General features: G+C 39.1%; 9 protein-coding genes. 2 read left to right on the top strand and 7 right to left on the bottom strand.

What is annotated here, in order from left to right; translation table 11 throughout:
• Positions 1 to 12 precede the first annotated feature (12 nt).
• From BUF11_RS03410 to BUF11_RS03385, 6 genes are all read right to left on the bottom strand, one after another.
• Positions 13 to 6,093: a glucoamylase family protein gene (locus BUF11_RS03410; protein WP_073587364.1), complete on the bottom strand. Its 6,081-nt coding sequence runs from the start codon at positions 6,091 to 6,093 to the stop codon at positions 13 to 15.
• A gap of 525 nt (positions 6,094 to 6,618) precedes the next feature.
• Entirely contained in the window at positions 6,619 to 7,395 is a 777-nt protein-coding gene (locus BUF11_RS03405; RefSeq protein WP_073587363.1) for a glucose-6-phosphate isomerase family protein, read from the bottom strand.
• A gap of 46 nt (positions 7,396 to 7,441) precedes the next feature.
• Positions 7,442 to 9,208 carry a class I mannose-6-phosphate isomerase gene (locus BUF11_RS03400; protein WP_073587362.1) on the bottom strand — a complete coding sequence of 589 codons (1,767 nt, stop codon included), beginning with the start codon at positions 9,206 to 9,208 and terminating at the stop codon, positions 7,442 to 7,444.
• On the bottom strand, positions 9,198 to 10,145 hold the full coding sequence (locus tag BUF11_RS03395; protein WP_073587361.1) for an ROK family protein: 948 nt from the start codon (positions 10,143 to 10,145) through the stop codon (positions 9,198 to 9,200). The genes BUF11_RS03400 and BUF11_RS03395 overlap by 11 nt, the downstream gene beginning before the upstream one ends.
• Positions 10,142 to 10,882, bottom strand: a complete 741-nt coding sequence (locus BUF11_RS03390; RefSeq protein ID WP_073587360.1) for a GntR family transcriptional regulator — start codon at positions 10,880 to 10,882, stop codon at positions 10,142 to 10,144. The genes BUF11_RS03395 and BUF11_RS03390 overlap by 4 nt, the downstream gene beginning before the upstream one ends.
• Positions 10,860 to 11,459 carry a glucose-6-phosphate isomerase family protein gene (locus tag BUF11_RS03385; RefSeq protein WP_073587359.1) on the bottom strand — a complete coding sequence of 200 codons (600 nt, stop codon included), beginning with the start codon at positions 11,457 to 11,459 and terminating at the stop codon, positions 10,860 to 10,862. The genes BUF11_RS03390 and BUF11_RS03385 overlap by 23 nt, the downstream gene beginning before the upstream one ends.
• A gap of 209 nt (positions 11,460 to 11,668) precedes the next feature.
• Between BUF11_RS03385 and BUF11_RS03380 the strand changes: the two genes are divergently transcribed.
• The gene (locus BUF11_RS03380; RefSeq protein ID WP_175561973.1) at positions 11,669 to 13,834 is read left to right on the top strand and encodes a glycoside hydrolase family 2 protein; all 2,166 of its coding nucleotides are present in this window, start codon (positions 11,669 to 11,671) and stop codon (positions 13,832 to 13,834) included.
• Between the two features lie 58 nt (positions 13,835 to 13,892).
• Here the strand turns inward: BUF11_RS03380 and BUF11_RS03375 are convergent, their stop codons facing one another.
• Complete coding sequence (locus BUF11_RS03375) at positions 13,893 to 14,798, bottom strand: radical SAM/SPASM domain-containing protein (RefSeq protein WP_073587358.1); 906 nt, start codon at positions 14,796 to 14,798, stop codon at positions 13,893 to 13,895.
• A 164-nt stretch (positions 14,799 to 14,962) separates the two neighbouring features.
• On the opposite strand from BUF11_RS03375, the gene BUF11_RS03370 reads away from it, so the two are divergent.
• Positions 14,963 to 15,871 (top strand): metallophosphoesterase family protein, encoded by a 909-nt coding sequence (locus BUF11_RS03370; RefSeq protein ID WP_073587357.1) that lies wholly within the window; start codon positions 14,963 to 14,965, stop codon positions 15,869 to 15,871.
• The last annotated feature ends 64 nt before the right edge of the window (positions 15,872 to 15,935 follow it).

Below are 15,935 nucleotides of genomic sequence, written 5' to 3'. Positions count from 1 at the left end.
TCCCCTCCTTTACTAATAACTTTCAGCTTTTATTTCTTTCAAATTTTCTTTGATATTTCCAAAAAATACACCCGTCTTTTCAGAGAAAACTACCCTTGCAACTGTAAAAAGCAAATCCAGTTCTGCAGGTATCATCTGATAAGAGTGAAGTATGAAAAGACTTGGTCTCTCTCTACTGGCATCGTATATCCTAAGGGAACTTGTCATATCATCCAGCAAATCGGTAAGTTCTTGCAAATAACCCTGCTTTGCCTCACTTAATATAATGAGATCAACCTTGACGCGGTTAATTCTAAGATATTCATATGCCTTTAGCACATTCTTTATAATTCCTGCATCTTCTATCGATTTTACCCTTAGAAGCATGACAGGATTATCTCCTGATACACCAAACTTCCATAAGAAACTTTGGTTCTTCCAGTTCCTCCTTATATTCTCGGCAGGACCTCTGTAATAACTTGATGGATAAAATATGGGACTGATTAAGTCCTGGAACGCATTTAGCAAAGGTCTGGAAATATCAAGGTATTTGAGCTCAATTTCGCTTTGCAGTCTAAACTTTTCAAATATATCATCAATTCGGTAAGCAACGCTTAGCTCTTCACTTATTTTCACCGCTTCCTCTTTGCTATTGCACACACCGGTTATAAAGGATATAGAAGCAGTTTCGTTTATTCCCAAGGAAATATTAACTCTCAGGCTCATAATCGGATCATTGCAAAATCCTGTGTTATTGGAAAGTGATATACTGTTTACTACTGCATTCGGATTTTGAAGCGTGTTGTTCCTGCCTATGAATTTAAGCCTGTCATTCCCATACTCCACGCTCTTTGTCAGCTTTACTCCAGGTTTAACCATATGCATAATATAAGGGTTTCCACCGTCTTTGTTACCCCGCCTCTTAGATAAGAATACGGATTGTTCTTCTAAGAACTCACTTTCAATGAAAAGCTTATTAAATGCAGGATGGCTTAATTCAGCGCGATAGCTGTCCCCCACCACCTCCATATAACTGGTAATTTCAATTTGTTTTACTGCATTTCCGTTATTTGTAAGTGTTAATTTACGAATCTCTATGTTGTGATTTGGAGAAAGGCTGACCACTGTATGAGAAGATATATCACCATCTGTTCTCCTAAACTCAGCCTGATGGGGAAAAAATACGGCTTGATACTCTTCCGGTTCTGTTTTTGTAGGATTATAGGTTGCACTCCAAAACTTACCCTCATTGATGTCCTTAATATAAATATAATTGCCAGTGTTGGCATAGAGGTCCGCTCTCCACCGATAAAGCATCATGTCATTGTAATTGCTAAATCCGTCTCCATCTGAAGTGATCATAAGGGCATATTTATTGTTGGATAAATAGCCTGCCACCGGTATTACAGGGGCTACACTGTTAACATATCTGTTGCTTAATACCTCTTCCTTGAAGTGTATATTTCCCATCTTAATGGTATATCCTTTTCTGGCAATGGATATGAAATGGGATTCGCGTTTCTCCTCAAGCAATACCTCTGTAGCCTTTATAATTGCCTCTGCATGGAACCTTCTTCTCATGATACCATCGTTTAGAAAATTATTAATAGCTACAAGATTCATACCCTGATGATGTGCCATATAGGACTTTACAATGCAGTAGGGCTCCATAGTCAATGAATCGGGACCATTAAAATCAATAGCTTCATAATATCCATAATTACCAAATGCACCTTGTAAAGTCATCTTTTTAAGATTTGAGAAGCAGTCCTTCGCAGCATATTCCAGGGCCAGAATGGTGGCATATGGAGCCACCACTAAGGAATTTTTACGTGCCGGCTGTAATCGAAGTTTTGGAACACCAAAAGCTCTGTACTGGTAATTCGAATCCAGATCAAAACGATAATACTGGGACTCCGAGATTCCCCAGGGTATTCCCATATGCTTCGCATACTTTATCTGCTGTAACACAGCCGCCTTGGAGGTCTCAGCAAATGCCGATCCTTCATACTCTTTCATAACCAGATTTGGCATGAGATATTCAAACATTGTCCCGCTCCAGGAAACAAAGCATGGTATTCCCTTTACCATGGTAAGAGGTCTTCCCAGCTTGTACCAATGTTTCAAGGGAACGTCACCTCTGGCTATCGCCACAAAACTTGTAAGTGATGATTCTGATGCCATTAAATCATAACACCCCTTATCTATCGTCCCAGTCGACACATGATAACCAATGTGGAAAAGCATCCTTTTTTCATTATATAAAAATCTGAAATCTACATTTTCAAGAATATTATTTGCTGTACTGCTAATCCTTTCTATTCTCTCTATCATAGCCTTGGCACCATTATTACCGTTTAACGCCAGCAGCTTTAAAGAGGGGTTGGCGGAAAAACGAATTTCTTTCAACTCTAAACTCTCTGCCTCGTTTATCATTAATTCCATATTCCTTAACAGCTCCCTGACCCCGGCTGAATTTTCACTTGGCAGAAGTTCTCTGTTAATTAAGTGCTCTCTTATATTCGCAAGATCCTCTGCAAATTCTCCTATGGTTGTATAGTCATCCTTTAAAGCCATACCACTGTCACAAAGTTTTATGGAATACCTTATCTCAGCAATTAGACTCTCCGGGAATATAGGCGTTTCGATTTGTTCTAAAAGCCCGTTTTTAAAAACTATCAGGTGTCCCAGGAAGTTTCCGCTGTCTACGGTTGAAATATATTCAGGATTTAGCACTGTAAGAGTGTTGATATTATACCAATTGTAAAGATGTCCTTTCCATTTAGGAAGTTCAACCACGGTGCCCAATAAGTTTTCTGCCAGCCCAATCGTTGCACCTAAGGTCTCATACCCAAAATCCCTTGCTGAAAGGATTGCCAGCAGCTGAAGCCCAATATTCGTAGGCGATGTCTTATCGCTGATTTTTTCAATATAAGCTATCTGGTAATTATCCGGACATAACCAGTTGTTTTCCTTCGTTGAGTGATCCTTAAAAAAGCGCCAGGTCCTGCGCGCTGTCTCTAAAAGCAATTCTTTATCCTCTGTCTGCGTCCTTTGGAGCTTTTGTATCCTTGGCTGGCTTATGTAATAAGCTATGAAACAGGATATACTCCATATAAACATTACAGCTCCATATAGAACGATTCCCAGCAGGGGAATCTCCTTGCCAATCAGTAATGCTAAAATAGCAGCAGCCGGAATAAGGGAGCTCCACATATTAAGGAAGTAACCTTTTTTAGAGTTTATAATAGAGGCATCCACTGTTTCTGAAGCATTCCACCTTAGCAGTTTTTTTTCACTTACGAGTACTCGAAAAAGTGTTCTGATAATTGCATCGATTGCAGTATATGCCCTATAAGGAGTAAGAACAAGTTCCATAAAAGCTCTTTCAACCATTACTCCGCTCTCTCTAAATAACCCCTTATATACAATGGTAAGCATTGGTCTTTTTATCTTCTGCGTAAATGTTCCGATTAATAAAATGACCAAATTCAGTATGTCAGAGAAAAATACCAGAGGCAGCCATAGATAATAAATATTTGGCATAATTGCTAAGTTTAAAACAATTAAGAGTGTCTTACTTATGGGTACAAGGCTGCGTCTTAAATTATCAAATATCTTCCATTTAGATATTGCATTTAAGGCTTTTTTCTTAAACAGCCATGGTAACAGCTGCCAATCTCCTCTTATCCATCTATGTTCTCTATTCACAAAAGAAAGAACGCTGCTGGGAAAGGTATCCATTATTTTTACAGAACTCGAAAAAGCAGTTCTGACATAGCAGCTCTCCAAAAGGTCATGACTTAATACGCTATTCTCATGTATTGTATTATTCAGGATAAGATAGAAGGCTTCGATGTGGTATATTCCTTTACCGGTATATACCCCCTCTTTAAATATATCTTGATAGATATCGGATATCACTGCCGAGTAATGGGTTAATCCTGATTCTCCTCCAAAAATTCCAGGGAATCGACTGCTTTTCTTATCAACAATATGGTTTCTGATCGTAGGTTGAATGATACCATAACCTTCCACTACCTTTTTACTTACAGGATCAATCACCGGCTGGTTAAGCGGATGATCGATTAGTCCTACAAATTTAGCCGCATTGTCACGAATGAGATTTGAATCAGCGTCCAAGGTAATGACGTATTTAAAAGAACCCAGTAATTGTTCATCGTATAATAGTGTAGAAAAACCCGTATCTTCTTTCCTGGTTCCATGGAGCAAATTGTTAAACTCCTCCAGTTTCCCTCTTTTTCGTTCCCAGCCCATATAGCACTCTTCCGACTCATTCCACTTACGGCTCCTGATAAACAGAGAAAACCTTTGATGGCTGAATGGATAAAGTTTATTAAGTTCATGAATACGATTAATAAGAACATTCTTTAGAACTTCGTCCTTTGGCATGCATAAATCGGTCGAATCCTCAAAATCCGCCAGAATGGCAAAGTAAAGATTGGATTGTCTGTTGGCTAAATAATGCTTTTCTAATCTGGCAAGATATTGGATGCATTGCTCCTCTGAATTAACAAGTACAGGCATTACCACAAATGTTCTTGCACAATCGGGAATCTCCTTTAAATAATCTAAAGAAGGAATCTTTTTAACAGGTAATCGTCTTGTGAATATATGATTGGTTATCTCCAAGGCAATGGCAAACAATAGAGGAAGCGCAACCATCAATATAATTATATATGTAAAAAGATTATCAATTCCCCCCGCACCTCTCATCATATGGATTACAAAAAAACAAATGCTAAAAAGCATTAAAAATATACACAGGAAATATAATAATCCTCTAATATTCTGCTTTTTCCCCACTTTTTTAGATATCGGTTTATTTAATATTTTTGCTTTCAGTCTATTGTGTCCCTTTTCTAAAAGGTAGGCTCCCACATGATGGGAACAATTGAAATCCTCTCTTCCCTCCATAGCAAGTTCCAGGCAGTCCTCTGCTATCTTACTTTCATTAATTTTATATTTAAGTGAAAGTTTTACTATTTCTCCTCTATATATTCCTCTACTCTCGGAATCCATTTTCGTATAAACTCCATCCGGATCTTTTGACAAGATACGTTCAATGGCAGAAAATTCCTCAAAAGACTTTTCTTCATCTGCTTCATTAATTTCTCTTAGGCTGACAATAAGGGCATGAATGTTTGACTCAAGATATGACTCAAGCTTTCCTTCCTCTAAAAACACCTTTGATGGAATTATGTGCTTACCTTTTAATTTATAATGATATGTTAGATATCTTTGTATGGATTCATCCTCAAAAGACATGCTTTTCAAAAGGTATATGACATGGGCATGGAAAGAGTAATTATATTTACATTCTGAATCTATTTCGCTAAGCAGCGCTGTAATATCCAGTATACCCTGTTGTGCTGCCAGCTTTTCCTTTACAAACTTATCCGCCTTAGATTTAATCTTTATAATACGGACGATATCTTCTGCTACTTCAATAATACTCTCTAACAGACAAAAACCTATCATTTCAGGAAGAACCCACAGTTCTTTGTCTGTTAATGGAATCTCCTTTTGATAGGCATTAATCATGATGGAAATATTCTTCTCGTCCAAATGTCCTCCGGAAAGAGCTACCATCTTCTTTGTGACCATATAAATCCTGGGATATCCTCGATACTCTTTTTTCCGGAGTATTGGCAGCATCTCATAACTGGTTCCCGAAATCTTAACTTTCTTAATCTCCCGATACATCATTTGGAAGTTGTCAAACAACCAACGTGCAGCAGGTATCAAAGTTATAATATCTGCCGGTATTTCAGATACACTGTTTCGAATTCGGTTTAGTTTTTTGTAAGCAATTTTATTGTAATCGCCTAAGACAAAATTATATCTCATTAACTTGATCTGCTTATGATTTTTAGCCATGTCAACCATCTGCTGTTCTTGCTCTTTCTGTCCAAGAATATCGTTGATGCTTATGAGATTAACCGGTAAATTTACTCTCTTCCTAAAATGAATAAATCGATAATAAATAAACGCAAGCATACAACTCAATGCGGCTATTATCAGTGAGACTCTAAATCCCACCGACATATTTGTCAGATAATTTATAAATATGTCTTGTATGTCCAATAACATTTTACCACTTCCTTCTTTTTTGTGATACAAAACCATGCATTTTCAAATTATACCATACTTTTCAACATTTTGCCAGACATTTATTTTTTATATAGTAAATCTATTATACAATAACATTATTAGTATACATGAATTCAACAATATAATCAGTCGTTTCCCCATCGGCTCCCCATATTATATTCTGCTTACAATCTGTTATTATACTGGAATCAGAATAGCTGAATGAACCGGAATCACATGGAACAGGATCTCAATAAGGGCACTATAAACATTAACAGGAGGTTAGTAAAACATCAGGATAAGAAGTGGTATTTAAGCGGTCCTAAGACCGCAGCATGCCAATAGAGACACATTAGAATACTAAGAGAATACCATAAATGGCAGTTAGAGAATCGCATGAAATACAGTTGTTGTCAGTTCTTTGGAATGGTGGCTTACAAACTCTGTTCCTTATCCGGCATTTGTTATGACAGAACAAATGCCGGATGTTATTGACGCAGTTTGGGATAACCTGACCGTTTCCGCTTATGGTATGAAATTTATCCATTTGTTCTCTTTTAGCTGTGGATTTGACACGAACAAAAACAAATCGTGATTTTCTTCAAACTGTGAATAAATGGGCTTATTTTTATTTAATCCCAGGTAGGAATAATCACTGGGTGCTTTTTCAATCAAATCACAACCGTGATAATTTTGATTCTTCTGCCACTGTATTTTCATGTTTTCATCATAAACCGGAAAGAAAGCCAGTCCTCCATGAGCTCTCACATCATCATATTCAAAACCGTAATCCCGGTCGCACCATGCACCAAAGGTTAATGGCTCTTTTATGCTGGCGCTGATGGTGGAATGTGCCCAATACGGCGGTACAATTACAACATCTCCTGCTTTGGCTTTGACTGCATAACATCTTCCCGGATTATCCCGTGCAGTTTCCTGCATATAGATTATGGCTTCTCCTCTCCATATTTCATAGACCTCAGGCGTTGACCATCCACAGTGAGCCGACACCTTGTGAATATGCCCCTGACTTCTTATAGGTTCATCACCCAGTTTTCCATCTGCATAAGTAACAATCCCAAATAACAGCATTCTGTCTTTTAATAACTCTTTGTGTTCCTCTTTTCCAACATCCATTGCTATGGCATAAACCTCCCGGGGTCCTTCACAATCAGGGTCACGCAGACTTTTACGTATACTGTCAAGGGTCCTGATCTCTACTTCAGGTCCAAAGCAGCCACCACCATATACAAATCCTAAATGATTTACTGTCGGTGTGATTTCAATCCCTGGATTAAACATACTTTTACCTCCTTGTACCATTATAAATTTAAACAAATACAAATTTTCAAGTTCGAACATATGCCTTAATGGTTGCTATTTTTTTGCCTTCGCTCCTGCCATGGGGTCTTATCGTGTATTCCCCCACATTGGCAGGGATAATAAAAGTTTCGGCATAATGAATTTCAAAAGGCTCAAATCTACCCTTAGGACTCTCTACCAGAGCTTCTTCACCTTCTATCAAATTCAATACATTAACACCGCCATGGGTATTATGATATACCTTTTTGGTAAACCAATGCCTTCTTGTCTCAATGAATTCCCGCTGGTGTAAGCCGGTACGTTCTTCCGTAAAACCGTCACCGCTTTCAATCAGTTCAATATGGTTCACACAATTTTTATATATCCAGGAAGTATCCCTGTCAAACTGTATGTTCTTCTTACCGTGACTGACATGTACGGGCCGGGGTTTTCCGTCAAGGCCCAGGCGGTCCCAGTCCCAAAGCTTGAAAGTAAATATGAATGGCGTGGCACTGATCTCAAGCACCATGGTATTAGCTCCCGAACAGTGTATGGTTCCCGCCGGAACCAAAAAGTGATCATGCTTCTTTGCAGGTATCTCATTGACATATTTAAGAGCATCAAAAACACCTGTAGTCTGCGCTTTTTCCAAGTCATTTATCATCTCTTCCGGATTGACATTTTCTTTCACTCCAAGATAGACAACGGGATTTTTTTCATCTATTGCATCAAGTATATAATAACTTTCATCCTGAGTATAATGCATCCCAAAGTTCTCCTGAATATACTCGGTTAACGGGTGGACCTGCAAGCTCAAATTCTGTCCTTCCATGGTATCCAGAAAATCAAAACGGATGGGAAACTCTGTTCCAAACCTAGCATGAACCTTATCACCCAATAATTCTTTCGGTTTATAAAAAACTAAATTAATAGAAGGAATCTCGATAATAATATCATTTGCCTTAAGTAAAAGACTGTTTTCTTCGGGCACACAGTCAAAACACCATGCAAAATTCTTGACTTCCCGGTCAAGTCCGCATACATCCTTCATCCATTGACCGCCCCAAACACCCGGATCAAAAAAAGGTACTACTCTAAAAGGCTGCTCTACCGCTGTTTGAAGACCGGTAAGCATGGCTTTGCCTGTTACCATTTTAGGATTTTCCTTCTTATTGGTATCCAGAACGTAATCCATCCTGTCAAACAGGTCCTTTTTATGCCTGTCGTTTACGCGCCAGTCTACAAAAAAACCACGTTTGTATTTTTTTAAAATATCTTCGTCATAATTATCACTGCACCAATTTGCTATTTTGTTATTTCTGTAGCGCTGCTGAATTTCCCAGCGCGCAAGATCTGCATATACCAATATGTCAGGTTCTCCAATAAGGCATGCTCCGGTTCCATAAATAAGGATGGGGCCCTCAGATATGGTATCAATTTTTTCTTTTAATGCAATTATTTTACTATCATCAAAAAATTCCTGAATTTTATGACAGGATAGAACTCCAAATACCCTATCATCCGTGATATTTCTCTCCAGCATTTTATCAATATGATTTTGGGATAATAAGGCTTCCTTTGCTTCAATTATCAGAACAGGCATTAACCCCTTCACAAAAACAGGCAGAATTTCATCATCATATACACCCGGATAACAGTCCACCACAATGATCGTTTTTCTTAGTGCTTTTTTTATCATATTGTCTTTAACTTCGCTGATAATATCATCATACCCTTGCCACGCACAGCAGCCGGTGTCCTTGATTTCAATAAACGGATACTTATTGTAATTACATATATCCCTATACTTCATTATAATCTTTCCTTTCCGCTGTAATTAAATGGTGCAGTCCCAATGAAACAGAATGTTCCGGATTTTTTGCAGCCTTAATTGTTACTTCACCCCAGGGTGTCCATGCATTTTTACTGACTTTTTCGGTCAGAGGCTTCAAGATAATATCCCCGCATTTTATTACACCGCCGCTTAAAATAACCACTTCCGGATCATAAGCATGAATAAGATTCTTAATCCCTAAGCTCCAGTAATGATTGAATTGGGCAAGCAAACGTATGGCTGTCTCATCACCACGTAAAACCCATTTTTTCAATGCAACAAAATCAATTTTTTCTTCCGTAGAAAGTCCGCTTTGATCAAAATCCGGCTGTTCCTGTGCAATAAGAGGCAGTGCCCATGTGCTGGCATTTGCTTCAAGGCAGCCTTTTCCTCCGCAGGAACATGGTCTGTCACTTAAGGAAACCGCAAAATGTCCGCCAAGACAACCTGCCTGAAAATGCTTTCCATGCAGTACCTTACCTTCCATCATCGCGGCAGTTCCTACCCCTGTTCCAAGGATCATGATAACCGCGTCTTTATAGCCCTTCGCACAGCCATAATAAACTTCGCCTAAAAGAGCCGCATTGGCATCATTTTCAAGCACCAGGGGAAGGTTAAAATTTTTATTGCACCAATTAGTAAAATCGAAATCAACCGCGTCATAATATTTTCCGCTGATTGAAATAACACGTTTTTCAATAGGATTAACAATACCCGGAAATGCAATACCGATACCTTCAACAATTTCACTTGATGAGCGCAGCCACCGCCTAATAATTTTTTCAATATCCTGTATCCGATTTTGTATACCTACCTCCGCTTGCGCAGGCAGTATATGGCTTTCTAAGATTTCTCCATTATTTATTAATGCAAGTTTTATCCGCGTTCCCCCAAGATCCACTGTTATGGAAGTCATTGCATATCCTCCCTCTTAATCCGAATGGTATAAAGAAACTTGTCGGATCTGTAATAAGCATAACATAATTCCAGTATCTTATCGGCTGCATTCAATACTTTACGCTTTCTGAAAAGAACAGGAATATCAGCGGAAATATTCAGCTTTTTACTGAAATAGCCGCTGCAGGGAAGTGCTCCTATTTCTTCATCTGATATCTCCGGAATACAGTAATATTTATCCTGTAATATCTCATACAGTCTTCCATCAAACTTCTCGTCGCTCTTAACTCCAACTCTTGGATGAAAATAGCTTATAAAAATAACGACCGGGTCTTCATCCACACCTCTTATCCTCTCAAGCCTGCATATGGCGGTCCCAGGTTTAACATCCAAAGCGGCAGCAATCTCTTCGTCAGCTTCCACCCATTGTACTTCCTTTGAGATGGTTTTTAACAGCTTACCTTTTGTGGTCATTTCTCTTGAAAAGCTATCCCACTCCGTTAAAGTTGTTTTAATTTTTGTTTTATTTACTTTGGAACCAACACCTTTTTTTCTGATTATCAAACCCTCAAGTACGAGTCTGTCCATTGCTGCCCGGAAAGTATTACGGCTAATACCCATTTTTTTTGATAATTCCACCTCATTTGGCAAGAATTTACCTTCCTGGTATTCGTCTTGTTCAATGAGCTCCCTCAAATAGCTTTCCACCTGAATATGAATAGGGATTGGAGAATTATGATCTATTTTGTTCTTCATTTTCTTTCTTTCCTTCCTGCGATTCTTCTTTCATTAGTGCCGGTTCCCCATTGATACAAACCAACCTTACTGGAAACCCGTCTTTTTCAATAGAATTATAATCATGGCCCGCATCGGATGGCCAGCAAGCCCCGACAGCCAGAACCTTATTTCCGGTATTTACTATGCGGTGCGCAATTCTGCCCTTAATATAGTGAAGGCTTCCAGGACTCATTTTCTCTACATAGCATTCTCTTTCTTCATTCATAAGCAGTAATACCCCTTCTCCTTCAATACACCAGTAATACTCTGCCGTATCAATTTTTGAATGGAAATGCCCTCTGGTCATAAAGTACTCATTTCCAACAAGTCCGGGATATACAAAACTGGTACCGAAAAATAAGCCTCCTTCTTTCCCTTCTTTTTCGGCCTTGTGCATTTGAACTCTATAAACCAGAGTATCCTGAATCATCTGCGATCTTGCTGTTTCATCCTTAAAAACATTCTTAAGTCCGCTTATATGCTTTTCACTTTCAATAATATTTCCTGATAATTTTCCTGTCTGAATATCAATATTGGTATCTATATTATGAAACATAAAGATTTTTCCTCCTTAAGTTAAATTTATAAGCATTTGCGTAATTAGCTGCAACAAATATCATTCTTTGGCAATACTATCTGCTAGAAAAATCACTTGACTTTTCATAGTTTGTCCAGTAGTATGTTAATATGTTTGAACATATTGTAGCACATGCTTATTTTATAAGCAATATCTTTTTATAATTTGTAATTGGGGGTATGGTTATTATGATGAGAACAAGATATGATTTGGACGGTTTATGGGAATATGAACCATTGGAATGGATTATGCTGCAAAGTGATGGTTCGGAAAAAATAGTAGATAAAGCAATTCCCGCTAAAGGAAAGATGCAGATACCGGCAAACTGGCATTATTCAGGATTACCTGACTTTTTTGGCAAGGTTCGTTTTACACGTCAATTCAATATGGTTCCGGATAGCCAGAAATCTGCTTATCTATGTTTTACAGGTGTAGATTACGCTTGTGAAATTTGGCTTAACGGGCGCTATGTAGGCAGGCATGAAGGATGCTTTCAAGCCTTTGAATTCGAAGTGACTCCATACCTTAAGGATTCATCCTCCCATGTGCTTGAGGTAACCGTAGAGTCTCCCAATGAAGAGCCTGTAAGCGTATGGCCCCACAAGAAAAGATTGATTAAGGGTATATTAAGCCATTGGGATGCCAAGCAGGGAAGCTGGGATAATGAAACCGGTCAGGATGGCAATACGGGAGGCATATGGGGTAATGTATACTTGGAATATAGAAATCCGGTTCATATTGACTGCGTGTCTCTTCATACACAGCTGCTTCCTAAAACAAGTAAAGACAACGTCAGCTTAAGTTCCTGGGAAAAACGCGAAGATATAGATGATTCGCTAAAAGCTTACATCTGGATTAATGTTAAAACCAATGGGCCGTTTCCTACTGGAAAAAGGGCGGAAATTAGAATTACTCTGACCGACGAAGAAGGACAGGTATTTCAAAAAGATGTTCCGATACACTCATCACAAACAGATATCCTTTTTGTGCTTCCCGAACCAAAATTATGGTGGACATGGGATTTAGGTGAACAGCATATGTATTTGGTTTGTACCGAATTATTACTGGAAGATGAAATAACGGACCGCCATCAATATTATACCGGGCTGCGTGAAATAGAGGTCGACCCTTTAACAGGCACTTGGAAAGTTAACGGTAAAAGGCTTTTTATCCGAGGTACAAATGTTATTCCTTCCCTTTGGCTGGCCCATTATACCGATGATATGCTGGAAAAAGATATTGATTTACTAAAGGGCGCTTATATTAATGCCGTACGTGTTTGTGTGCATGTCACAAAGCCTGAATTTTATGCGGCTTGTGATAAGGCAGGGATTTTAATATGGCAGGATTTTCTGCTTCAGTGGGGATACACTAATGAAAACAGCATTGTGGAATCAGCCTGCCGACAGATTAAAGATATGGTCCGCCAGTTGAAGAAATATACTTCCATCAGTGTATGGTGCTGTCAGAATGAATCTCTTTTCTTTAATAACGAAGTGGTTGGTCCCCAGCTGGTTCGCGCTGTAAAAGAGGAAGATAACAGCCGGTATGTCCATCCGGTCAGTCATTTCAATGAACACCCTTACCCCGGCTGGTATGGCGGTCACATGGAGGCATTCAGATCATTTCAAGGCAGCAAAATGATAACCGAATTCGGAGCGCAGGCGCTTCCGTCGGTGGAGGAAACCATTGAAATGAACGACGGCTCAAAGTGGCCGCCGGATTGGGATAAACTTGGTTATCACGATTTTCAATATGACCAGACTTTTTATTCAGCTAAAATTGATGCAGGAGATAATTGGAATACCTTTGTAAATAATTCTCAGCATTATCAGGCTAAGCTGCTAAAATTAGCGATTGAATCCTTCCGCCATTCACGCTTTGAAAAGCTCGGAGCTTATTTTCAGTTCATGTTTATGGACTGTTGGCCTGCCATAACATGGTCTGTTGTAAGTTATAAACGTATTCCAAAAAAGGGGTACTATACTTTGCAGCAGGTAAATCAACCCGTTCTGGTCGGAACTGACCTTGGCAGAGATTGCTGGTTTTACAAGCTCCAGAAAGGCGGAGGCGATCCGGAGATTACAATATCACCCTGGGTTATTAACGATCTCCATAAAGAAATAAATGACTGTGAATTCGCAGCATCACTAGAAGCTGAAAACGGCAGCATGAAAGCTTTCTTAAACAAACAGCATTTTAGCATTGGACCCGATATGCTATATAATCTTCAACCATTTAACTTCAAACATGTAAATGTATATAAACCAGGAGCTTACCGTCTGGTATTCCAGGTAACTCAAAAAGATCAGGTTATAAGCGCCAACAGCTACGATATCACAATTGGAAAATAATCAAGAACGCTTGAACTGCTCTCTGTCAGATAGACAGGGAGCAGTTCAGCTTTGTGGTTTACGAAGGCCCGAACTTCTTACGGTAACCGCATTTTCTGCACAGTTCTTCCACAGCCCTTCTATTTGAAAAGCCCTCATAGATTGCTTCGGCACGGGGGCTGTTTATGATATCCCCAAAACTGCCTTCCTTTATATTACCAAGACTAATCACTCCCTCCCCGTCAAGGCAGCAGGGAATTACCGTCCCGTCTGATAATATTCCGGCATGGGTTCTTAAGCCATAGCAGAATCCATCTCCCTCATCCTCCTCTTCCGCCAGCGATGGCCAGGTGAATTCGTAGTCTCTGCTGATATATACCCTTTCTGCCAGCTTAATTCCTCTGCCGGCAGGCACCATATCTTTCAGGGAACCTTCTACCCCATATTCCCTTTCCAGGATTCGCAGATACTTTTCCGTATCGTTTATAACATCCGGATTTATCTCTCTTCTTTCCGTCATGGTTCCCTGCTCATCCTCCGGCTGCATATTCCAGAACCGGTATGATATATTGGCCGCCGTTGTCATCCGAAGCTTTTTAGAAGCCATGAGAATGTCTTTTAGATATTTAATCTTATCCTCTTTTTCCCCTCCGAAGCTGTGAAGTGAAAAGTTAACCTGCCGCAAGGCTTCTTTTCCCTCAAGTTCTTTTAAGGCCCTGGAAATTAAAGTACCATTGGTAGTGATATTAACTTTCATACCGTAACTGTGGCAGATATCAAGAAAAACCCCAAGCTTTGGATGCAATAACGGTTCTCCTTTCACATGAAAGTATACATAATCGGTAAATGGCTTAATCTCTCTTATAATATCAGTAAAATCCTCTTCTGACATATAGGCTTTTTCCCTTGTAGCGGACGGACAAAAAGCACAGGCCAGATTGCAGATGTTTGTTATTTCTATATATATTTTCTTGAACTTTTTCATGGATAAATGAAATGGTATCCTTTCTTTTTAACTTTCATGCCAGCTTCCAGAATAAACCCTATAAGATTGCACAGAATTAAGAGTATCAGATTCCCTTAGATTTTACAATTAATTTCGATAAATTGCCTTATCCTTAACACCATATTATTTCCAGGAGGCTATATATGTTTACACAACAACGCCTTACACAGGTTTATAAAGCAGCAAAAAGAGAATATTTTGATAAGAACTCCAAATATATATTTTTTAGTGACTGCCACAGAGGGGATGACAGCGCCTCTGACGAATTTGCCAAGAACCAACATGTCTTTCTTCATGCCCTCGATCACTATTACAGCAACGGATACACCTATATAGAAGTAGGGGATGGAGATGAGTTATGGGAATATACCGACTTTAACCATATCCGCTTAGCCCATAGTGATGTATTCCTGGGTATGAAAAAATTCGCAAATGAGAACAGGCTTATCTTCCTCTTCGGTAACCATAATATATATCTGAAAAGGAGCAGATACGTAAGGAAAAATTATTACAGCTTTTATGATGAATATAATCAAAAAAGAAAGAGGTTATTTACCAATATTACTCCTTATGAAGGAATTGTCCTAAAGCATAGGGAAACCGGCCAGGAAATCCTTGTTGTCCATGGTCACCAGGGAGACTTGATGAATGACCAGCTTTGGTTTATTTCAATGGTTATGCTGCGCTATATCTGGCGTTTTCTGCATGTTGTGGGACTTCACAATCCCGCCAGCCCCGCCAAGAATCTTTATAAGCGTCATAAAATTGAGAAAAATTATAAAGTATGGATAAAGGAAAATAAACGGATGCTAATCTGCGGCCATACCCACAGACCGCATTTTCCAAAGGCAAAAGAGCTTCCCTATTATAATACCGGCTGTTGTATCCATTCCAAAGGGCTTACCGGCATAGAGATTATTGACGATACCATCAGCATGGTTGAATGGAGGATAAAAGCCGATGAAGCCGGGGCTCTTAATATTGTAAGGACAATTGTAAGAGGTCCTGAAAAAATATGCAAATACCAGCAGGATAATTTTCCGATAAAATAATCTTCATGTCATATCCTGTACTCTTTTTTCTCTGTGTTGACAAGTTCCCCTTTGGTGATATACT

It is taken from the genome of Anaerocolumna xylanovorans DSM 12503 (assembly GCF_900143645.1).
Classification (GTDB): Bacteria; Bacillota; Clostridia; order Lachnospirales; family Lachnospiraceae; genus Anaerocolumna; species Anaerocolumna xylanovorans.
This window is presented reverse-complemented; position numbering and strand designations above follow the sequence as displayed.

Coding starts and splice junctions, on each gene's coding strand:
- BUF11_RS03410 (WP_073587364.1), bottom strand. CDS start 6,093: ATGTTATTGGACATACAAGACATATTTATAAATTATCTGACAAATATG.
- BUF11_RS03375 (WP_073587358.1), bottom strand. CDS start 14,798: ATGAAAAAGTTCAAGAAAATATATATAGAAATAACAAACATCTGCAAT.
- BUF11_RS03395 (WP_073587361.1), bottom strand. CDS start 10,145: ATGACTTCCATAACAGTGGATCTTGGGGGAACGCGGATAAAACTTGCA.
- BUF11_RS03390 (WP_073587360.1), bottom strand. CDS start 10,882: ATGAAGAACAAAATAGATCATAATTCTCCAATCCCTATTCATATTCAG.
- BUF11_RS03380 (WP_175561973.1), top strand. CDS start 11,669: ATGATGAGAACAAGATATGATTTGGACGGTTTATGGGAATATGAACCA.
- BUF11_RS03405 (WP_073587363.1), bottom strand. CDS start 7,395: ATGTTTAATCCAGGGATTGAAATCACACCGACAGTAAATCATTTAGGA.
- BUF11_RS03385 (WP_073587359.1), bottom strand. CDS start 11,459: ATGTTTCATAATATAGATACCAATATTGATATTCAGACAGGAAAATTA.
- BUF11_RS03370 (WP_073587357.1), top strand. CDS start 14,963: ATGTTTACACAACAACGCCTTACACAGGTTTATAAAGCAGCAAAAAGA.
- BUF11_RS03400 (WP_073587362.1), bottom strand. CDS start 9,208: ATGAAGTATAGGGATATATGTAATTACAATAAGTATCCGTTTATTGAA.